This is a genomic window from Thalassolituus sp. ST750PaO-4, from assembly GCF_020320405.1.
In the GTDB taxonomy this organism is placed as follows: domain Bacteria; phylum Pseudomonadota; class Gammaproteobacteria; order Pseudomonadales; family Oceanobacteraceae; genus Venatoribacter; species Venatoribacter alkanivorans.
Window position 1 is genome coordinate 406708 of the sequence record NZ_JABVCB010000008.1, and the last position, 15973, is coordinate 422680.

Below are 15973 nucleotides of genomic sequence, written 5' to 3' on the forward strand. Positions count from 1 at the left end.
GAGTCAGGAAACAGACCTGACATGTCTGACACGGAGGTTTAGTATAAAGCATCGAATAACAATAAGAATCCCAATGACACTAATACCGACGCTTTTCCTACGCGCCCGTCTGCAGGCACAGGCCGCGCGCTTACTCAGTCAGCCCGGTTTACTGGCTTTGCGCCGCCGCTGGCGTGAAGGTCGAAGGCTGCTGGCCAATCGCCCGCATGAAATACAGGTTTTTCTGCGCATCGACGACCCTTACAGCTATCTGCTGGTACAGATACTGGCGGATTTTCAGCAGCATTATGGCGTCAGCGTGCGTTGCTTTACCGTGCTGGAGCTGCAGGACGATATGTACCCCGAGCCTGCGCTGTGGCACAGCAATGCCTTTAAAGATGCCGGTTATCTGGCCGGGCTGTATGGGCTGGATTATCCATCACAGGAATTGCCGGATTCACAACAAAAAAACCCACAACAACGCCGACAACAGCAAAGCCAGCAGCGCGCGATGCGCCGCTTACAGGCCAGTGCCCAGCTGCTATTGCTGGAGCGTCGCGGCCAGCCCGACTGGCAGGCGGTAGAAAAGGTATTCCGCGCTTACTGGTACGACGATACGCGGGTGCTGGACAGTTATCCGCTGCTCAATCACGACCTGAATGAGCATCTGCGCCGCAATGAACAACGCCTGCAGCAACTGGGGCATTACCTCAGCGCAACGCTGTATTACGAAGGCGAATGGTACTGGGGGCTGGATCGTCTCGATCATCTGCAGCAGCGTCTGCGCGATCTGGGCTTACAAAAGGCCGATGGCACCCTGATGGAATTTAACCGCACCTGGCGCGACTTCTGCTGCCATCCTGTTGCTGATATTCCTCCTGCAGAAAACCAGCCGCTGGTGCTGTATTTTTCCGCGCGCAGCCCCTACAGCCATCTGGGGCTGGAACAGATGCTGCAACTGGCACAGCACTACCGCCAGCCATTAATGATTAAACCGGTATTGCCCATGCTGATGCGCGGGCTGAAAGTACCGGCGCTGAAAAAATGGTACATCTTCGCCGACACCCAGCGCGAAGCACGCAAACGCGGTATTGCGTACGGCTATGTTGCCGACCCGCTCGGTGCCGGGGTGGAACGCTGCTACAGCCTGTTCGCCTGGGCGCAGCAGCAGGGCAAAGCCGCCGACTATTTACTGAGTTTTTCCCGCGCGGTTAACAGCGAAGGTGTACTGGCCGAAACTGACTCCGGCATGCGCCTTATCGTTCAGCGCGCCGGCCTTAACTGGCCTGACGCTCAGGCCATTCTGCAGCGTGATGACTGGCGTACACACTGGCAGGACTGGGCCGAAGCCAACCGCCAGGAAATGATCAGTTATGGGTTATGGGGCGTGCCCAGTATGCGTTATGGCGAGCTGGCGGTGTGGGGGCAGGACAGGATTTTTGTGATAGAGCGGGCGTTAAGACAAGCCGGGGCGGTTGAGTAACCCCTGCGCGGAATAGCTTTTGTAATCTCTTCTATGGAAATACTTGGTTCTGATGAGTAGCCGCTGTGCGGGCTGGCTTTTGGGCTGACCGCGCGGCGGCTATGGAGCACCCCCACAGCGACAACTCTCTCTCCCTGCTTTTTTTTGCCAAATTTCCTGCGCAATCTTGTCATGGTTTGCCCAGCCAAGCTGCGTCACACTGAACTCCGCTGTTTATTCATCGTATAACCCGTTAACGGGTATTCCAGTCAGGAAAATTAATAACAACTAATAACAAGAGGCATGTCATGGAATTTAATAATGTAGCCGCCATCGTCACCGGCGGCGCGTCAGGTTTGGGCGAAGGCACGGTACGCGCACTGGCCGCCGAAGGTTGCCGGGTAGCGATTTTCGATTTACAGGAAGAGCGGGGCGAAGCGCTGGCCAAAGAAGTCGGCGGTATTTTTGTACGCTGTGATGTGTCGTCGGCCGAGAGTGCTGAGGCCGCTTTTAAAACCGCACGCGAAGCTCATGGCCTGTGTGGCATTGCCGTGAACTGTGCCGGCATTGCTCCGGCGGCAAAAATTGTTGGCCGCGAAGGGCCAATGGCGCTGGATGCTTTTAACCGCGTTATTCAGGTCAACCTGGTGGGTACTTTTAATATTATGCGTCTGGCCGCGGCCGAGATGATGGAGCGCGAAGCCAATGCCGATGGCGAACGCGGCATTATTATCTGCACCGCGTCAGTGGCAGCTTACGAAGGCCAGATTGGTCAGGCGGCTTACAGCGCTTCCAAAGGTGGTGTGGTGGCGATGACGCTGCAATCGGCGCGTGAATTAGCGCGCAGCGGTATCCGCGTCAATACCATTGCTCCGGGCCTGTTTATGACACCGATGATGGCCGGTATGCCCCAGGAAGTGCAGGACAGCCTGGCGGCGACACTGCCATTTCCGCAGCGTCTTGGCCGTCCGGAGGAATTCGGCATGATGGTGAATCAGATGGTTAAAAATCCGATTCTGAACGGCGAAGTTATCCGTCTGGATTGCGCTCTGCGCATGGCACCGAAGTGAGAGCAGCATGAGCTTTATTAAAGAACCTCAGGAACGCGCACTGTTCCGCGACAACGTAGCGCGCCTGCTCGAAGCCGAAGTTGCTCCGCATTATGAGCAGTGGGAAAAAGACGGCATTGTACCGGCACAAATCTGGCGCACTCTGGGTGAGTCGGGTTTGTTATGTGTCGATATGCCGGAAGAATTTGGCGGCTGCGGCGTGCCTTTCGATTATTCCGTAGTGGTCGGTGCCGAGCTGGCGCGCATGGGCTTTGGCGCACTGGCGACCAATGTGATGGTGCATTCCGATATTGTTGCGCCGTACCTGCAGCATATTGGCAGCGAGCAGCAAAAACAGCAGTGGTTGCCGAAAATGGCCAGCGGTGAAATCGTGGGTGCCATCGCCATGACCGAACCTGGCGCGGGCAGCGATTTACAGGCCATGCGTGCGTCGGCAAAAAAAGACGGCGAGCATTATATTCTTAACGGTTCAAAAACCTTTATTACTAACGGCCAGCACGCCGGACTGGTGATTGTGGCGGCGAAAACCGATCCGACTGCCGGTGCCAAAGGCATCAGTTTATTTCTGGTCGACACGACGCTTGCAGGCTTCAGCCACGGCCGCAATATGGAAAAAATCGGTCAGCATTGCGGCGATACCTCTGAATTGTTTTTCGACAATATCCGCCTTCCGGCATCGGCGTTACTGGGCGAAGAAGGCATGGGCTTTGTTTACCTGATGCGCGAATTGCCACGCGAGCGTCTGGTGATTGGTGCGCTGGCCTGTGCCGCCGCCCGTGGCGCACTGGATTTAACCGTCGCCTACACCACCGAGCGTGAATTATTCGGCCAGAAACTCAGCCAGTTGCAGAATACCCGTTTCCGCATTGCTGAAATGGAAACCGAATACCGCGTTAATCAAGCCTTTATTGACCAGTGTATTGGCCAATACAGCGCCGGTGAGCTGGATACCGCTACCGCCTCGATGGCGAAATACAGCGCCACCGAAATGCAGTTTCGCGTAGCCGATGGTTGCCTGCAATTATTTGGTGGTTATGGCTACACCTCGGAGTATCCGATTTCCCGCGCCTTTACCGATGCCCGTGTGCAACGTATTTACGGCGGCGCGTCAGAAATTATGAAAGAAGTGATTGCCCGTTCCCTGTTAGGAAAATAGCAGTTCAGGCAGCAGCTGATAAAGCCACAGCGCAGAGCAGCAACTCAGATAAACCCCGATATATAAACAAAAGCGGCTGACCATCCGGCAATAATATTTATCCAGGGATCGTCAGCCCAAAAAATCCGGAGCAAACTATGCACAATAATGACGTCGTTATTTGTGGGGCAGCCCGTACCCCAATGGGCGCTATGCTGGGCGAATTAAGCAGTGTACCGTCACCGCAATTAGGCGCGGTGGCTATTTCCGCTGCGATAGAGCGTGCGGGCCTGAGCCCGGATGAGATTAACGAAGTGATTATGGGCTGTGTGTTACCGGCCGGACTGGGTCAGGCCCCGGCGCGTCAGGCGTCACGTGCGGCGGGAATTCCCGACAGCTCAGGCTGCTCGACCGTGAATAAAATGTGCGGCTCCGGTATGCAGGCGATTATTCTGGCCCACGATCAGATTAAGGCGGGCAGCAATAACGTGATGATTGCCGGCGGTATGGAAAATATGAGTCAGGCACCGTATTTATTACCCAAAGCGCGTGCCGGTATGCGCATGGGGCACGGCCAGGTTATTGACTCCATGTTTTTTGATGGCCTCGAAGACGCCTACGAAGGCGGCCTGATGGGCGTGTTTGCCCAGCGCAGTGCCGATGAATACGGCATCAGCCGCGAAGCCATGGATAACTTCGCCATCCGCTCACTTAACCAATCGCTGGCGGCGATTAAAAACGGCTATTTTGAACAGGAAATTGCGGCAGTGCTGGTATCAGACCGTAACGGCGATACCCTGATCGACGTTGATGAGCAGCCGGGCAAAGCCCGCCCGGAAAAAATCCCGACGCTGAAACCGGCGTTTAAAAAAGATGGTACTATTACTGCTGCCAACGCCAGCTCCATCAGCGATGGTGCTTCGGCGCTGGTACTGACCAGCAGCGCCTACGCGCAGCAGAAAAACCTGCAACCACTGGCACGCATCGTTGCCCACGCAACCCACGCGCAATTACCGGCGGAATTTACCCTGGCGCCTATCGGCGCAATAAAAAAGGTACTGGAAAAAGCTGGCTGGAGCAGTGCCGAGGTGGATTTATTCGAGATTAACGAAGCCTTCGCCGTTGTCAGCCTGCTGGCGATTCAGGAATTGGGGCTGGATGAGAATAATGTAAACGTCAATGGCGGTGCCTGCGCACTTGGCCACCCGATTGGTTCTTCCGGTTCACGTATCGTGGTTACCCTGATTAATGCACTGAAACAGCGTGGCCTGACAAAAGGCGTGGCCTCTCTCTGCATTGGTGGTGGCGAAGCCACGGCGGTGGCTGTCGAGATTCTGTGAGCAGGGTTTATCCGGTTTGGCAGGAGGCCATACTCTGCAAGTAACAGCCTTAAAGCCACTGATAAAGGTCAGTGGCTTTCCTGACGTTGTAAATCGGCCTGAACACGTGCCAGACAGGCGGCTGCTTCAGAACGAATACCGGCATCAATGGCATTGAGTGACACATAGGCCACGGTCGCAATCGCACGGTTACTTAATTCATCCGCCTCTGTGCTGTCGCACTCATCCGCAATCTGCCGGCCCAGTGCATCCGGGTAAGCATGGGCTGTAACATCAGCATAATTCTGCAGCTCAGCGGCGCTCATGTTTTTAACATCCAGCTGCTTCAGTTCCTCTATGGGATATGCAAAACCATGGCGGTTAAAAGGCTTGCCTTCGATACTCAGGGGAACCAGCTCACGGGCGGCTTCCATAATATCGGGAAACCTCCAGGTAGGCGGTTCAGGAATACTCTGCACTTGTGCAGCAGCTTCAGTATCTGCAACCTGTTTCTCAACCTGAGAGCAGGCGGATAACTGCAGGACTGAGGTTGCTAAAATCAGTAGTCTGGCCATTCAATATCCGTATCGATGATATTTTTCGGGGATCTCCTGCCTGAAATTATGCAGGCAGAATCGTACTCTTAATTCTGATGCCGCTTTTATACACAGATATCGGCGAAGGGGGCTTAAAAATACAAAGCTGTTGTTATGGCAGGAGTGGTCGTAGGGGTAGGTAGGGGACCCGTAAAACCTGAGTAAACGGCAGGAGAATGCAGAGATTTCTTCGCAGAAAAAATGCTGGAGTTATTGCCAGTAAGAAAACTTGCAGTAGGTAGTCTACGTTGACGCTTGGCTATTGTTGAACCGGATTAAAGTCATAGCTATCAGCTTTTATCAATAAAATGTCACCGCTTTGCATTTTAATTTTATATTCTCCATTGTTACATTCAACTTCATTGATAAAATCTGATGGTCCCCAAGGTTCTTCATGGGATAATTCAAATCCTTTAACTCCATTAAATTGCAATATATAAGGAATGGCTCTTTGTTGGTTGTTTATAAATGCCGCCAGCTCAATACGTAATGAATGTTCTTGCCATGTGTAAGCTATCGAATACAAGGGAGCATCATGGAGTGGCAATTGGTCAAAGTTCATAAGTTACCTTATCATGCCACGAGTATGGGTGAACGAATCGAGTTCTGGTGGAAGTCGCGCTTTGAGCCGGAGAAATTTTTATACATTTACTGCCACCAGATCTTTAACTGGAGGCCATGAATTGATATCTCCGCCTGAAAAAGATGACGCCTCCAGCTCAGTTAGCTTGCCTGCCAAGGCCATGACTGTTACACCTACGACTTCACCATCTGAATTTATGCCTTGATATTGCACAATATCTTTACCATCTGGAACTGGAATATTCTCAAATTTTTGACCAAAAAGAATCGTGGGACACTTGCCGCAGCCGCAGCGAGCCACTATTACTAGCGAATCGATTTGGTTTGCATAAGAGCCATGTGAAGGATTTGAAAGCACTCGACGAAGGATTATTTTCTCCTCCTCTGTTAGCTCCCTCTTATGCTCTATATAGTATTCCATCGATCACTCCTGACGTGCGTTCACCGGTTTGTCCGGTGCAGCGCTTTGTTAGCATGGTCGTCCATTTAATGCGCTATTAATTATATAAGTTACCCAATCACCTGTTCTTCTACCATCATCAAAGGTAGTGTATCCGTTAGCTCTGTAACGAAAATCCCTTACCCAACCCGGTTTTCCTTTTTTTGTCTCCAAATAACGTATTGCGTATTGGCTTCTTGGATCATCCAAAAGGCCGGCATTACCGGCAAATCGAATCAGTTCAACAATATTCAGGTGATAAGACTCAGGAAATGAAATATCCATGATATGTCGGGTAATCGGTGTACCATCGCTACGCTTTCTTACCAGTTCATGTTCAAGTAAGTACTCTGTACCTTGCTCCAATTTTTCGTTAACACCTGTATCTCCAGTCGCTTCCCTATAAGAAAATAATGCAAATACGGATTTGGCGACTCCAATGTAACAAGGTGTAGGTTTAAAACAACCGCCAAATCTATCAAAATTAAATTTTGGTATTGTTACTGATCGTCCGCGATCCATTGGTTGATATGTAGTAATCCACTCAACACCATTCAACACGTGATCTGATTTGGATTGGCCTAGTCTGCACATCGCAGAGACCAGCATGGCGTTGTAACAGGGGAGAAAATACTTTTCATCACCGCTTAACGAGAAACCAAAAGGAGTTGCAAGCTTCTCAAAGACCTGTTCAATTAGCTTGCTGGTATATTCAAGGTGCTGGGCAAAAGGTATCTCACTCAACGCAATGAGTCTCCATACATAGAAAAGCGGGTCATCGCTCCAATCTCGTGTGAGTTTTTTTACAAGCTCTGACTGCGCAAGCAGCTGTAATGCCTCACTTCTCGAAATCGAGAGACCATTATGTATACTGATTTTTAGCTCTAGGGCTTTATCCATTAAATTGTTCTGCTAACGCCGCCAGCATGCGCGGCTTTTTAGTGGGGGGCAAAGCCGTAACGGAAAAGCCGTCGCGGTGCCTGGCCTTGTTAAGCCTTAAATTCTTGATTTGTTTGACCACGTTTTAGTAGCTCTCTTTTCTTTTGCGACCAATCGGGCGCACCACATCAAATCTGTTAATAAAATTTCTATGGAAAAATTAAAGCGTTCCCTCGACGTTGATCCTTTCTTAAATTCCTTCAAGAAAAACGCGCACACCTGTTAATTCAGGTTCAGAAGGCAGCTGTATTAACTAGCAGTTTGCAAACTGTTGATTCATTTGACGTTTAAGTTACTACCCTCTGGCAAAGCGAGCAAGTACGAATGTAAAGCATGCCTGATTTGCGTATAACTCGGAAATATACTGTATATAGTTCCACTGTTTCTTTACATACGAAGCTTTGTGGGTAAATTTCAGATACCTACAAAAGTTACTATTCAGCGGTCTTCGGTTCAGGCCTTTTGGTGGGTAGTGCCCACTCTGCATATGAGAGTGAATGTAGGGCTGTTTCCGTCGCGGATAAGATCCGCTCCCACAGTGCGATGTTTGGTGTTATATCGGGCGTTGCGTGATTGATGGTTTTTGCTCCTGAAAAACCTGCATTTCCCCATCCATAGCGGTCAGGAGTAAGCGTTCGACCGGAGTGAGGGTAAGACCCCTCAAAGAGGTCATAGGGCGGTAGCCCAAAAACCAACCCACGTAGCGGCTACAACTCAGAGCACAATCATTTCCAGAACCAACAAAGTGGCAGCCACTACTACGCAGAGCGCAGTAGCGAGCCGATTACAGGGGCAGGCGGCAGCCCAAAAGCCAGCCCGCGCAGCGCCTCCTTTATTGATCCTGCTGCCGGTACGCCAACGGGCTCACCCCGGTCCAGCCTTTAAACGCGCGTGAAAACGCTCCCGGTTCGGCAAAACCAAGCTGGCTGGATATTTCAGCAATACTGAGGTTTTGCCGGGTCAGCATTACCACGGCCTGATCGCGGCGCAGGTTATCTTTAATTTTCTGATAGGCGCTGCCTTCGGCTTTTAATTTGCGGCACAGGGTGTAGGAGGTCATGTGCAGTTGCTCGGCCACCCAGTCGAGGTTCGGCAGGCTGCTGGTATTGCCGGCTTCAAGCAGGCGGCGCACCTGGGTGGTGATGCTGTCGTCTTCATCGGTCCAGACAATCAGGTCACGTGGTGAATTATTAATAAATTCATCCAGCTCGGCGGGTGTGCGCACCACCGGCATAGAAAGCAGGTTTTTACTGAAAAACAGGCTGTTGCGCTCGCGGCCAAAAAAACAGCGGGTGGGAAATACAAAACGGTATTCATCAAAATGCGGTGGCAGGGCGTGTGTGAACGTGGCCTGGCTGAGCACAATTTTACGGTCAATCAGCCAGCCGGTCAGGCGGTGCCAGACCAGTAATAACCATTCGACCAAAAAAGCATCGGGGTCGAGCTGCGGATTATGATGAGTCAGGCTCAGTTCGGCATCATCGCCATCGAGGTTCAGGCTGATTTCTATTTCGTTGGTAAATAAACGGTAACAGCGGATGCTTTCGCGCAGCACTTCTTCGAGATTATTCGCGTGTACCGCCAGTGACCCCATAAGATGAAAATGACCGACCTTACAGGGGTTGATAGTGCGGCCCATAAACTCGTCATCCAGCGCTTTCCAGATCAGGCGAAACAGACGCACAAACTGGTCGGTAGGAATACGCGCCAGTGGCTCGCGGATCAGGTTGGGGTCAATATTCTTCGCCTGCAGCAGGGCCGAGCAATCGCCTTTTTTCTGTTCCAGTCCGTAGAGTGCAGCGCGGGCATAATGTGAAGAGAAGGTCAGATTTTGCATAGCGATATCGGCTGTCCTGCGTTGTTTTTACCAGTGTCTGGCCCGGGTGTCTGGACTGAGCGGCTTGCCTGGCATCAGCACTCTGGCTGTGCGCAAAAGTTGTTAAGTTATCTGCTTAATCCTGTCATTCTGTTTGTCGCCTGCCTTGTCTTAGCATGGGTGAATCGCATGTCAGGGCCTGTCGACACTATTTAAACAGGCCCTGATAAACGCCCGCGCAGACAACAATGATGCGCACAACAAGAACAACAGGGTAAAGCACTATGCACACTATGAGCTATGACGCCTTCGTCAGCGGTTTTTCTGTCGATTCTCTCAAACAGCAGTTCTGTGCTGACTTCGACCAAGGTCTTAATGTCTGCACCGAAATCTGCGACCGCCATGCCGGAGATCCAACCCGGGTTGCCCTGCGTTACGAGCGTATTGATGGCTCAACCGGCGAAATTACCTTTGCCGGGCTGCAGCAGCGTGCGGCGCGCTTTGCCGGTTTTCTTAAAGCTCAGGGCATTGGCCCCGGCGATCGTGTGGCTTGTCTGTTGCCACGCACCCCGGAATTACTCATTTGTGTGCTCGGTACTCTGAAAGCCGGTGCAGTATATCAGCCATTGTTTACCGCGTTTGGTTCCGGCGCAATCGAATACCGTCTTGAACAGGCGCAAAGTAAGCTGATTATTACCAATCCGGAACAGTGGCCCAAGCTGGCCGATGTTAAAGGCTTGCCACCCAGCATGCTGGTCGCGGATTCCGCCGATGTTGTGGCGGGTAAGCCGGATTTTCTGTTTGAAGCCGAGCTGGCCAGGCAATCAGACCGCTTTGAACCGGTTTTAATTGGTGCCGATGATCCGATGCTGCAGATGTTTACCTCCGGCACCACCGGCAAAGCCAAAGGTCTGGTGGTTCCGGCGCGGGCATTAATGGCCTTTCATATGTATATGAAATACGCCGTGGGTTTGCGTGCCGACGATAAATTCTGGAACGTTGCCGATCCTGGCTGGGCCTATGGTTTGTATTACGGCATTGTGGCGCCGCTGCAGTTGGGTGCGACCATTCATTTTAACGAAGCCGGATTTACTGCCGACAATACGTTTGAATTTTTACGTAAATACGCCATTACCAATCTGGCGGCGGCACCAACGGCGTATCGTTTATTAAAAGCTAATGATGATTTATTAAAAAACTATCCGGAGATTAATCTGCGCGTAGCCAGCAGTGCCGGTGAACCGCTGAATCCGGAAATTGTCAGCTGGGCACAGCGCATGCTGAATTGCCGTGTGTGTGATCAGTACGGCCAGACCGAAACCGGTATGACCTCGGCGAATTTTCACGAGTTTGATCATATGCACCGTGATGCCAGCATGGGGTATGAGATTCCCGGCTATCGTCTGGTTGCGCTTGACCCTTATGGCAAAGAAGTGGCGCCCGGGGAAACCGGCGAGCTGGCGGTGGATATGGATAACTCGCCGCTGTTCTTTTTTCAGGGCTATATGGGCGATGCGAAAAAACCTTATAAAGGTCAGTATTATCTGACTGGCGATGTGGTTGTCAGCAATGGAGACGGCTCACATTCTTATACCGGCCGCGACGACGATATTATTGCCTCCGCCGGTTACCGTATCGGCCCGGCCGAAGTTGAAAGTGCATTGCTCGAACATCCGGCAGTGATTGAAAGCGCGGTCGTGGGTAAACCCGATGCCGAGCGTGGTGCCATTGTTAAAGCCTATGTGGTGTTGCGCCCGGAATATTTCAGCGATGAGGTGCTGGCGAAAGAATTACAGCAGCATGTGCGTAAATGCCTGTCGACCCATTCCTTCCCACGTGAGATTGAATTTGTTGCTGAGCTGCCGAAAACCTCCAGCGGAAAAATTCAGCGTTTTATGTTGCGTAAGCAGGCCGAGGATGAGGCTAAACAGCCTGTTGTGGGGTGAGTGTTCTGAGCCGGGGCTCCGGCTCCCTGCGATGCTGTTAAGTAGCTGCTGCAGCGGCTACTCAGCCAAGCCCTGCATTGGCTTTGAATCAATCGCTAAACCCAGTCCGCGCAGGGGCTGCTATTACTTATCCAGCTTCATGCTCTGCTTTTTTTCCGCAATATCACAGCCACTAATCGCACAGGCCTCACACCGCTGCTGGCCGGTCAGCCAGCCGGAAATCCGGTAACGGTTGCGGGCAAACCACAGGTAAACCTGATCGGCGAGCAAGCGGATAACCGGCCAGCGTAAGGGCGCAATCCAATAGCCCTTGCCGACCAGTTGCCAGGCGCGATGAGTAACATCGAGGCCGCGTAACCATTCACCGTTGTCCTGCACGGCCAGCAAGATGCGGCTGGCTTCTGCTTTATTAACCTGCGGCCAGTGTTGGCTGAAATCATCGCTCTGGATATCGACGAGTTGCATCTGCCCGGCGGTATCCAGCCGGGTAAGATGCTTCATTTCGCGTACACAAAGCGGGCAGTAGCCATCGTAGAACAACGTCAGTTCGGGCATTGGTTTTCCCTGATATTGCTGGCGGAGGCTTCGATATTAATAGAAAAAGACGATACTTTCAGCGCCCTTTTACCTGACGCAGCTGTGCATAACGCACCGGGTTATAACGGCTGCACAGCAGCAAGGCGGCAGCATACATAATAGCCAGAGCCAGCCAGGCTGAGCTGAAATTACCCAGCTGATCGCGCACACTTCCCATTATTAACGGCGTAATTGCTGCGAGGCTGTAGCCGTATCCCTGTACTTTGCTGATTAATGAACCCGCCTGTTGAGCATCCGGGTGATGATCCATAGTAACGATCATAATCATCGGAAATTGTCCGCCAATACCCAGTCCCAGCAGCGTCAGCGGGATAAGCACTATGGGCATTGATGCCAGGGTGAATGCTGCAGAAGGCAACGGCACTGCACCTGTCAGCGGAAAATACGCCAGCCAGATAAAACCACCGATGGATAATATCAGCACGCTGAACAATACCCGGCGGCGGTCGGGGCTGCCTGCAGCCCAGGCCGGAAAGAGTAATCCGGCAATCACTTCCACTGCGGTCAGATAACCCAGCATTAATCCGGATTCTGTGTTGCTGTAGCCAAGGTCAATCAGAAACGGCGGCAACCAGGCCAGTACGCATACATAGCCCGCGGCTGCCATGCTGAAGGTCGCCACTAATGACATAAGCCGGTAACGGTTGAAGCTCTGGGCAGCCGGGCGTGCAGAGAGTATTTCAGCGTCTGTTGCTGACTGTGGTTCAGCGGACGTTGCCGCAGGCTGAATTTGTGTCCGTGCTGTCCAGCGTATCCAGGCCACGAATGCTGCCACCGCCAGCACCGCCCAGAAAGCCAGAGCGGCGCGCCAGCTGGCCAGCCACTGCGCCAGAAAAGGAGTAAGGCCTGCGCCTAACGCCGCACCCGCCATAATGGCACTGACATAAAACCCCATAATTCTGGCACTGTCGCTGGCCAGCGACTTAATCACAATCGGCAGTGTTGCCTGAATAACGGCAATACCGGAGCCGGCCAGTAATGCGGTCAGCAGTAATAGTGCGGAATTCAGGCTACCGGCGTCGATCAGACGCAGCAGGTTGGCAAGCAGTAACAAGGCTAAAGCGCCCTGAATTAAGTGCGCCAGGCTGATATGGCGGCGCAGCCATAAGGTAACAAAGCAGCCAATACCCATCGCCAGTACCGGCAGCAGGGTCAGCCAGGCAACACCGCTGAAGCTCAACCCGGTATCCTGTTGCAGCAGGGTTACAACCGGGCCGATGGCCGCCAGTGCCGGGCGCAGATTCAGGCCGACCAGAACGCAGATAATAATCAGACTGAGCGCTGAGGTTTGTTGTGTTGGCGGCAATTCTGCGGATGTTGCGGGGGCCGGTATCGGGACAGCCTGAGCCGGGGATATGACGGTCTGTGACATAAATAGTCTTCTCAATAATGAAACCGGCGGCTACCATAAAACCTCAACTTAACTTGAGGTCAAGCGTTATGCCGCAGCCGGTTGCCGCCGACAAAACCGCATTGAGCGTGGGTGAAATTGCCCGGCGCTGTGATATCCCGGTATCCACCGTGCATTTTTATGAAGCAGAAGGGCTGATCCGCAGCTGGCGTAATAATGGCAATCATCGCCGTTACAGCCGCCATGTATTGCGCCGTATTGCGGTTATTAAGGTGGCGCAGCGCACCGGCATCAGTCTGCGCGAAATTAAACAGGCGCTGGCGGTATTACCCGCAGACAGCGCCCCGACTGCCGCACAATGGCAGGCCATGTCACGTCAGTGGCAGGCGTTACTGCAACAGAAAATAGCTGACCTGAATTTATTACAGCAGCAGCTCGACAGCTGCATAGGTTGTGGTTGTTTATCGTTAGCGGATTGCCCGTTGCGTAATCCGGGGGATTGCCGGGCGGAGAGTTTGGATATGTGAGTGCGGGTCTAAGGTCCGGTTCAATTAGTGTTAACAGGCTCTGGCAAAGAAAATATCTGTTCATCGCGCTGGTCGTGATGAACAGATATTTTTAAATCTTAATGTGGTTATTTATTCGATTGGCTCCTGGTACCAGGTTTTGAGCATATTAGAGTCCAGAGGATCATCGAATATCGCTGAACTTCCCCAGTTCTGGTTTATCCCCTGAACTTCATAACGATACACTTTCTGCCACCAGGCAATACGGATAGGTGAGCTGTCTGTGCTTCCGGTCAGTTTCTGAGTAATCGTCGTGTGGTTGGTTATTCTTTGGGTATGGGTTGTTTCTTTGGATATTTCCGCACCGATGCTCAGGAAGCTGGCTTCTACGCCCAGACTGGCACTGACCTGCTCAGTAACCGATATTTCATTTTCGACACCAGCACTTACTTCTATCATTCGGTCGATAGGACTTCCTTTAATGGCAGTACCGGAATAAACCAGCTTGTAAAATGCACTCACTTTTAATGTTCTGTATTTACTGTTGTTTAAATCCGGCAGTCGTTTGTGACAGACTAAAACAGGCTGTGAGTCCACAAGATTGTCATTGATGCTGGTCGGGGTAGGACAGATAAGATGGCTTTCATCCCAATCCTGTTGCTGGAAATCCAGAACCGGAATCGTTATGGGTTTGTTTACACCATGTTCTTTTTCGGTGGCTGCGTTACTGTAGTTCGGAAAAACCCAGGATTCCTTTCCGGATCTTAAAACAACCACGCAGGGACGGTAAGCATCACTGTGCAGGCAGGAAATGGTGATGCTGGTAGGGGATACCAGATCCTCCACCATTACCGGAATCTCTTTTGCTGCGAACGGATCAGAATGAGGAGACGCAACACTGTTATTATCTTTAAGCCCACGGCAACTTAAAATTTCAAATGATGGGGAGGAGATCATCTTTCCCTTGGAATTCAGGCCGTGGAGGGTGAAGTGTATTCTGTAATCGGTTCCTGAGTCGCCTTTCCCTGCGGTGGTCATTCGAACGTAAAATGCATGTTCCATACGCTGTTCTCTTGGTTTAGCTTCTGCTGAAGCGGAAGAACAAGGGTAGTGGAAAACAGAATAATTATTTTACAGCTGATTTATATTGCAGAAAAAACAGCAATATTTATTAGAACACTTATCCGATGTGCTCAGGGGTAATATCATCCTTGATGATTTAGTACGAGGATGCTCCGGGATAGCTGATGCAGGCGATGGTGCAACCGTCTCCGGAGCTATATCAGTGCAGTTCCGCTAAGGTTCCGCTTTCTTTTAATTGTCTTTCTTCACGCTTGCGCCAGCGTTCGGCATTGGCTTCACTCAGGTATTGGCGGCGCAGCTGGTAGCGTTGCTGCAGCTTATCGTCAGCATTGGCAGCGTCGCCGGCTTCGTACAGGCTGATCAGGCGGTTAACGTGGTCGATGGCATCGCTGCTCAGGGCGCTTAACGGCTTACCATGCTGGCTGGCAAATTGTTGCTGCTGTTGTTCATACCAGGCCAAACGGTCTTTTAATGGCAGGTTTTTGGCCTGTGTTAAAAAATCCTGAAAGCGTTGATTAAAACGCATGCCATCGCGCTGGGCGCCGAAGACTTCCCGGCTTATATCGGTACCGTAAAGTACATCCTGTGTGGCCCAGTATTGTTCAAAAAATTGCAGCGGATTATCGAAATCGCTCAATGGCGAGCGTTGCTGGAATTGTTTCAGCGGTTGTGGGTTTTCCCGGCTGAGCGAAATAAAGCGGCTGGCCTGCTTCAGGGTTAAGCCCTGACTTTCTGCCAGTGATAACAGCAATTGCTGTTCACAGAGTTGCTGTATGTCGCTGTCGTCAGTGTTGCGTTCAAAGGCACGGCTGAGTTGTTGTTGGCAGCGTTGCTGCAAACGCTCAAGCCCGGCATTGGGATCGGCCTGCCATTCGCTTTCGTGCCAGTGCAGGGTATTCAGTGATTGGGTCAGCTGTCGAGCGGCGGCCTGCTGGGCGCCGCGCAGTAAACTCTGGTGCAGGCGTTCACGCAATGAAGCCGGCGCTTCGGCCAGAGTGTGCTCTGGCGCAGCATCAGACTGTGGGTCAGTAACAAGGGATACAGAATCACCGCCGACCTGAGTCAGCGGTGTCCGCCATTGCAGCAACAGCACGGTGAAGCCAGTGGCGAGTGCTGCAAGCAGCACCAGCCGGATAATAGTTAAACGCTGCAT

General features: G+C 51.9%; 15 protein-coding genes. 6 read left to right on the forward strand and 9 right to left on the reverse strand.

Annotated elements, in window-relative coordinates; all coding sequences use genetic code 11:
• The first annotated feature begins 73 nt into the window (after positions 1–73).
• The 4 genes from HUF18_RS11365 (at position 74) to HUF18_RS11380 (ending at position 4986) form a co-directional block, all read left to right on the forward strand.
• Positions 74–1462 carry a DsbA family protein gene (locus HUF18_RS11365; protein ID WP_225692268.1) on the forward strand — a complete coding sequence of 463 codons (1389 nt, stop codon included), beginning with the start codon at positions 74–76 and terminating at the stop codon, positions 1460–1462.
• Between the two features lie 287 nt (positions 1463–1749).
• Complete coding sequence (locus HUF18_RS11370) at positions 1750–2511, forward strand: SDR family NAD(P)-dependent oxidoreductase (RefSeq protein ID WP_145469639.1); 762 nt, start codon at positions 1750–1752, stop codon at positions 2509–2511.
• Positions 2512–2518: 7 nt separating this feature from the next.
• Positions 2519–3667, forward strand: coding sequence for an acyl-CoA dehydrogenase family protein (locus HUF18_RS11375; protein WP_225692269.1), 1149 nt, complete (start codon positions 2519–2521; stop codon positions 3665–3667).
• A gap of 137 nt (positions 3668–3804) precedes the next feature.
• Complete coding sequence (locus tag HUF18_RS11380) at positions 3805–4986, forward strand: thiolase family protein (protein WP_225692270.1); 1182 nt, start codon at positions 3805–3807, stop codon at positions 4984–4986.
• Positions 4987–5054: 68 nt separating this feature from the next.
• Here HUF18_RS11380 and HUF18_RS11385 read toward each other — a convergent pair whose 3' ends face one another.
• From HUF18_RS11385 to HUF18_RS11405, 5 genes are all read right to left on the reverse strand, one after another.
• Positions 5055–5540 carry a hypothetical protein gene (locus HUF18_RS11385; RefSeq protein ID WP_225692271.1) on the reverse strand — a complete coding sequence of 162 codons (486 nt, stop codon included), beginning with the start codon at positions 5538–5540 and terminating at the stop codon, positions 5055–5057.
• Positions 5541–5820: 280 nt separating this feature from the next.
• Positions 5821–6123 (reverse strand): hypothetical protein, encoded by a 303-nt coding sequence (locus HUF18_RS11390; RefSeq protein WP_225692272.1) that lies wholly within the window; start codon positions 6121–6123, stop codon positions 5821–5823.
• A 78-nt stretch (positions 6124–6201) separates the two neighbouring features.
• Positions 6202–6564 (reverse strand): hypothetical protein, encoded by a 363-nt coding sequence (locus HUF18_RS11395; RefSeq protein ID WP_225692273.1) that lies wholly within the window; start codon positions 6562–6564, stop codon positions 6202–6204.
• 48 nt (positions 6565–6612) lie between these two features.
• On the reverse strand, positions 6613–7482 hold the full coding sequence (locus HUF18_RS11400) for a hypothetical protein (RefSeq protein ID WP_225692274.1): 870 nt from the start codon (positions 7480–7482) through the stop codon (positions 6613–6615).
• A gap of 871 nt (positions 7483–8353) precedes the next feature.
• Positions 8354–9358, reverse strand: coding sequence for an AraC family transcriptional regulator (locus tag HUF18_RS11405; RefSeq protein WP_225692275.1), 1005 nt, complete (start codon positions 9356–9358; stop codon positions 8354–8356).
• Positions 9359–9621: 263 nt separating this feature from the next.
• On the opposite strand from HUF18_RS11405, the gene HUF18_RS11410 reads away from it, so the two are divergent.
• Positions 9622–11283 carry an AMP-binding protein gene (locus HUF18_RS11410; RefSeq protein WP_225692276.1) on the forward strand — a complete coding sequence of 554 codons (1662 nt, stop codon included), beginning with the start codon at positions 9622–9624 and terminating at the stop codon, positions 11281–11283.
• Between the two features lie 123 nt (positions 11284–11406).
• Here HUF18_RS11410 and HUF18_RS11415 read toward each other — a convergent pair whose 3' ends face one another.
• Positions 11407–11838: a thiol-disulfide oxidoreductase DCC family protein gene (locus HUF18_RS11415; protein ID WP_225692277.1), complete on the reverse strand. Its 432-nt coding sequence runs from the start codon at positions 11836–11838 to the stop codon at positions 11407–11409.
• Between the two features lie 58 nt (positions 11839–11896).
• Positions 11897–13252 (reverse strand): MFS transporter, encoded by a 1356-nt coding sequence (locus HUF18_RS11420; RefSeq protein ID WP_225692278.1) that lies wholly within the window; start codon positions 13250–13252, stop codon positions 11897–11899.
• 68 nt (positions 13253–13320) lie between these two features.
• Between HUF18_RS11420 and soxR the strand changes: the two genes are divergently transcribed.
• Positions 13321–13758 (forward strand): redox-sensitive transcriptional activator SoxR, encoded by a 438-nt coding sequence (soxR, locus tag HUF18_RS11425; protein ID WP_145469629.1) that lies wholly within the window; start codon positions 13321–13323, stop codon positions 13756–13758.
• 111 nt (positions 13759–13869) lie between these two features.
• Here soxR and HUF18_RS11430 read toward each other — a convergent pair whose 3' ends face one another.
• Both HUF18_RS11430 and HUF18_RS11435 read right to left on the reverse strand, forming a co-directional pair.
• Entirely contained in the window at positions 13870–14799 is a 930-nt protein-coding gene (locus HUF18_RS11430) for a hypothetical protein (protein WP_145469628.1), read from the reverse strand.
• 220 nt (positions 14800–15019) lie between these two features.
• Positions 15020–15973, reverse strand: a complete 954-nt coding sequence (locus HUF18_RS11435; RefSeq protein ID WP_225692279.1) for a hypothetical protein — start codon at positions 15971–15973, stop codon at positions 15020–15022.

Coding starts and splice junctions, on each gene's coding strand:
- soxR (WP_145469629.1), top strand. CDS start 13,321: ATGCCGCAGCCGGTTGCCGCCGACAAAACCGCATTGAGCGTGGGTGAA.
- HUF18_RS11395 (WP_225692273.1), bottom strand. CDS start 6,564: ATGGAATACTATATAGAGCATAAGAGGGAGCTAACAGAGGAGGAGAAA.
- HUF18_RS11435 (WP_225692279.1), bottom strand. CDS start 15,973: ATGCAGCGTTTAACTATTATCCGGCTGGTGCTGCTTGCAGCACTCGCC.
- HUF18_RS11380 (WP_225692270.1), top strand. CDS start 3,805: ATGCACAATAATGACGTCGTTATTTGTGGGGCAGCCCGTACCCCAATG.
- HUF18_RS11365 (WP_225692268.1), top strand. CDS start 74: ATGACACTAATACCGACGCTTTTCCTACGCGCCCGTCTGCAGGCACAG.
- HUF18_RS11400 (WP_225692274.1), bottom strand. CDS start 7,482: ATGGATAAAGCCCTAGAGCTAAAAATCAGTATACATAATGGTCTCTCG.
- HUF18_RS11410 (WP_225692276.1), top strand. CDS start 9,622: ATGCACACTATGAGCTATGACGCCTTCGTCAGCGGTTTTTCTGTCGAT.
- HUF18_RS11385 (WP_225692271.1), bottom strand. CDS start 5,540: ATGGCCAGACTACTGATTTTAGCAACCTCAGTCCTGCAGTTATCCGCC.
- HUF18_RS11420 (WP_225692278.1), bottom strand. CDS start 13,252: ATGTCACAGACCGTCATATCCCCGGCTCAGGCTGTCCCGATACCGGCC.
- HUF18_RS11405 (WP_225692275.1), bottom strand. CDS start 9,358: ATGCAAAATCTGACCTTCTCTTCACATTATGCCCGCGCTGCACTCTAC.
- HUF18_RS11370 (WP_145469639.1), top strand. CDS start 1,750: ATGGAATTTAATAATGTAGCCGCCATCGTCACCGGCGGCGCGTCAGGT.
- HUF18_RS11430 (WP_145469628.1), bottom strand. CDS start 14,799: ATGGAACATGCATTTTACGTTCGAATGACCACCGCAGGGAAAGGCGAC.
- HUF18_RS11415 (WP_225692277.1), bottom strand. CDS start 11,838: ATGCCCGAACTGACGTTGTTCTACGATGGCTACTGCCCGCTTTGTGTA.
- HUF18_RS11390 (WP_225692272.1), bottom strand. CDS start 6,123: ATGAACTTTGACCAATTGCCACTCCATGATGCTCCCTTGTATTCGATA.
- HUF18_RS11375 (WP_225692269.1), top strand. CDS start 2,519: ATGAGCTTTATTAAAGAACCTCAGGAACGCGCACTGTTCCGCGACAAC.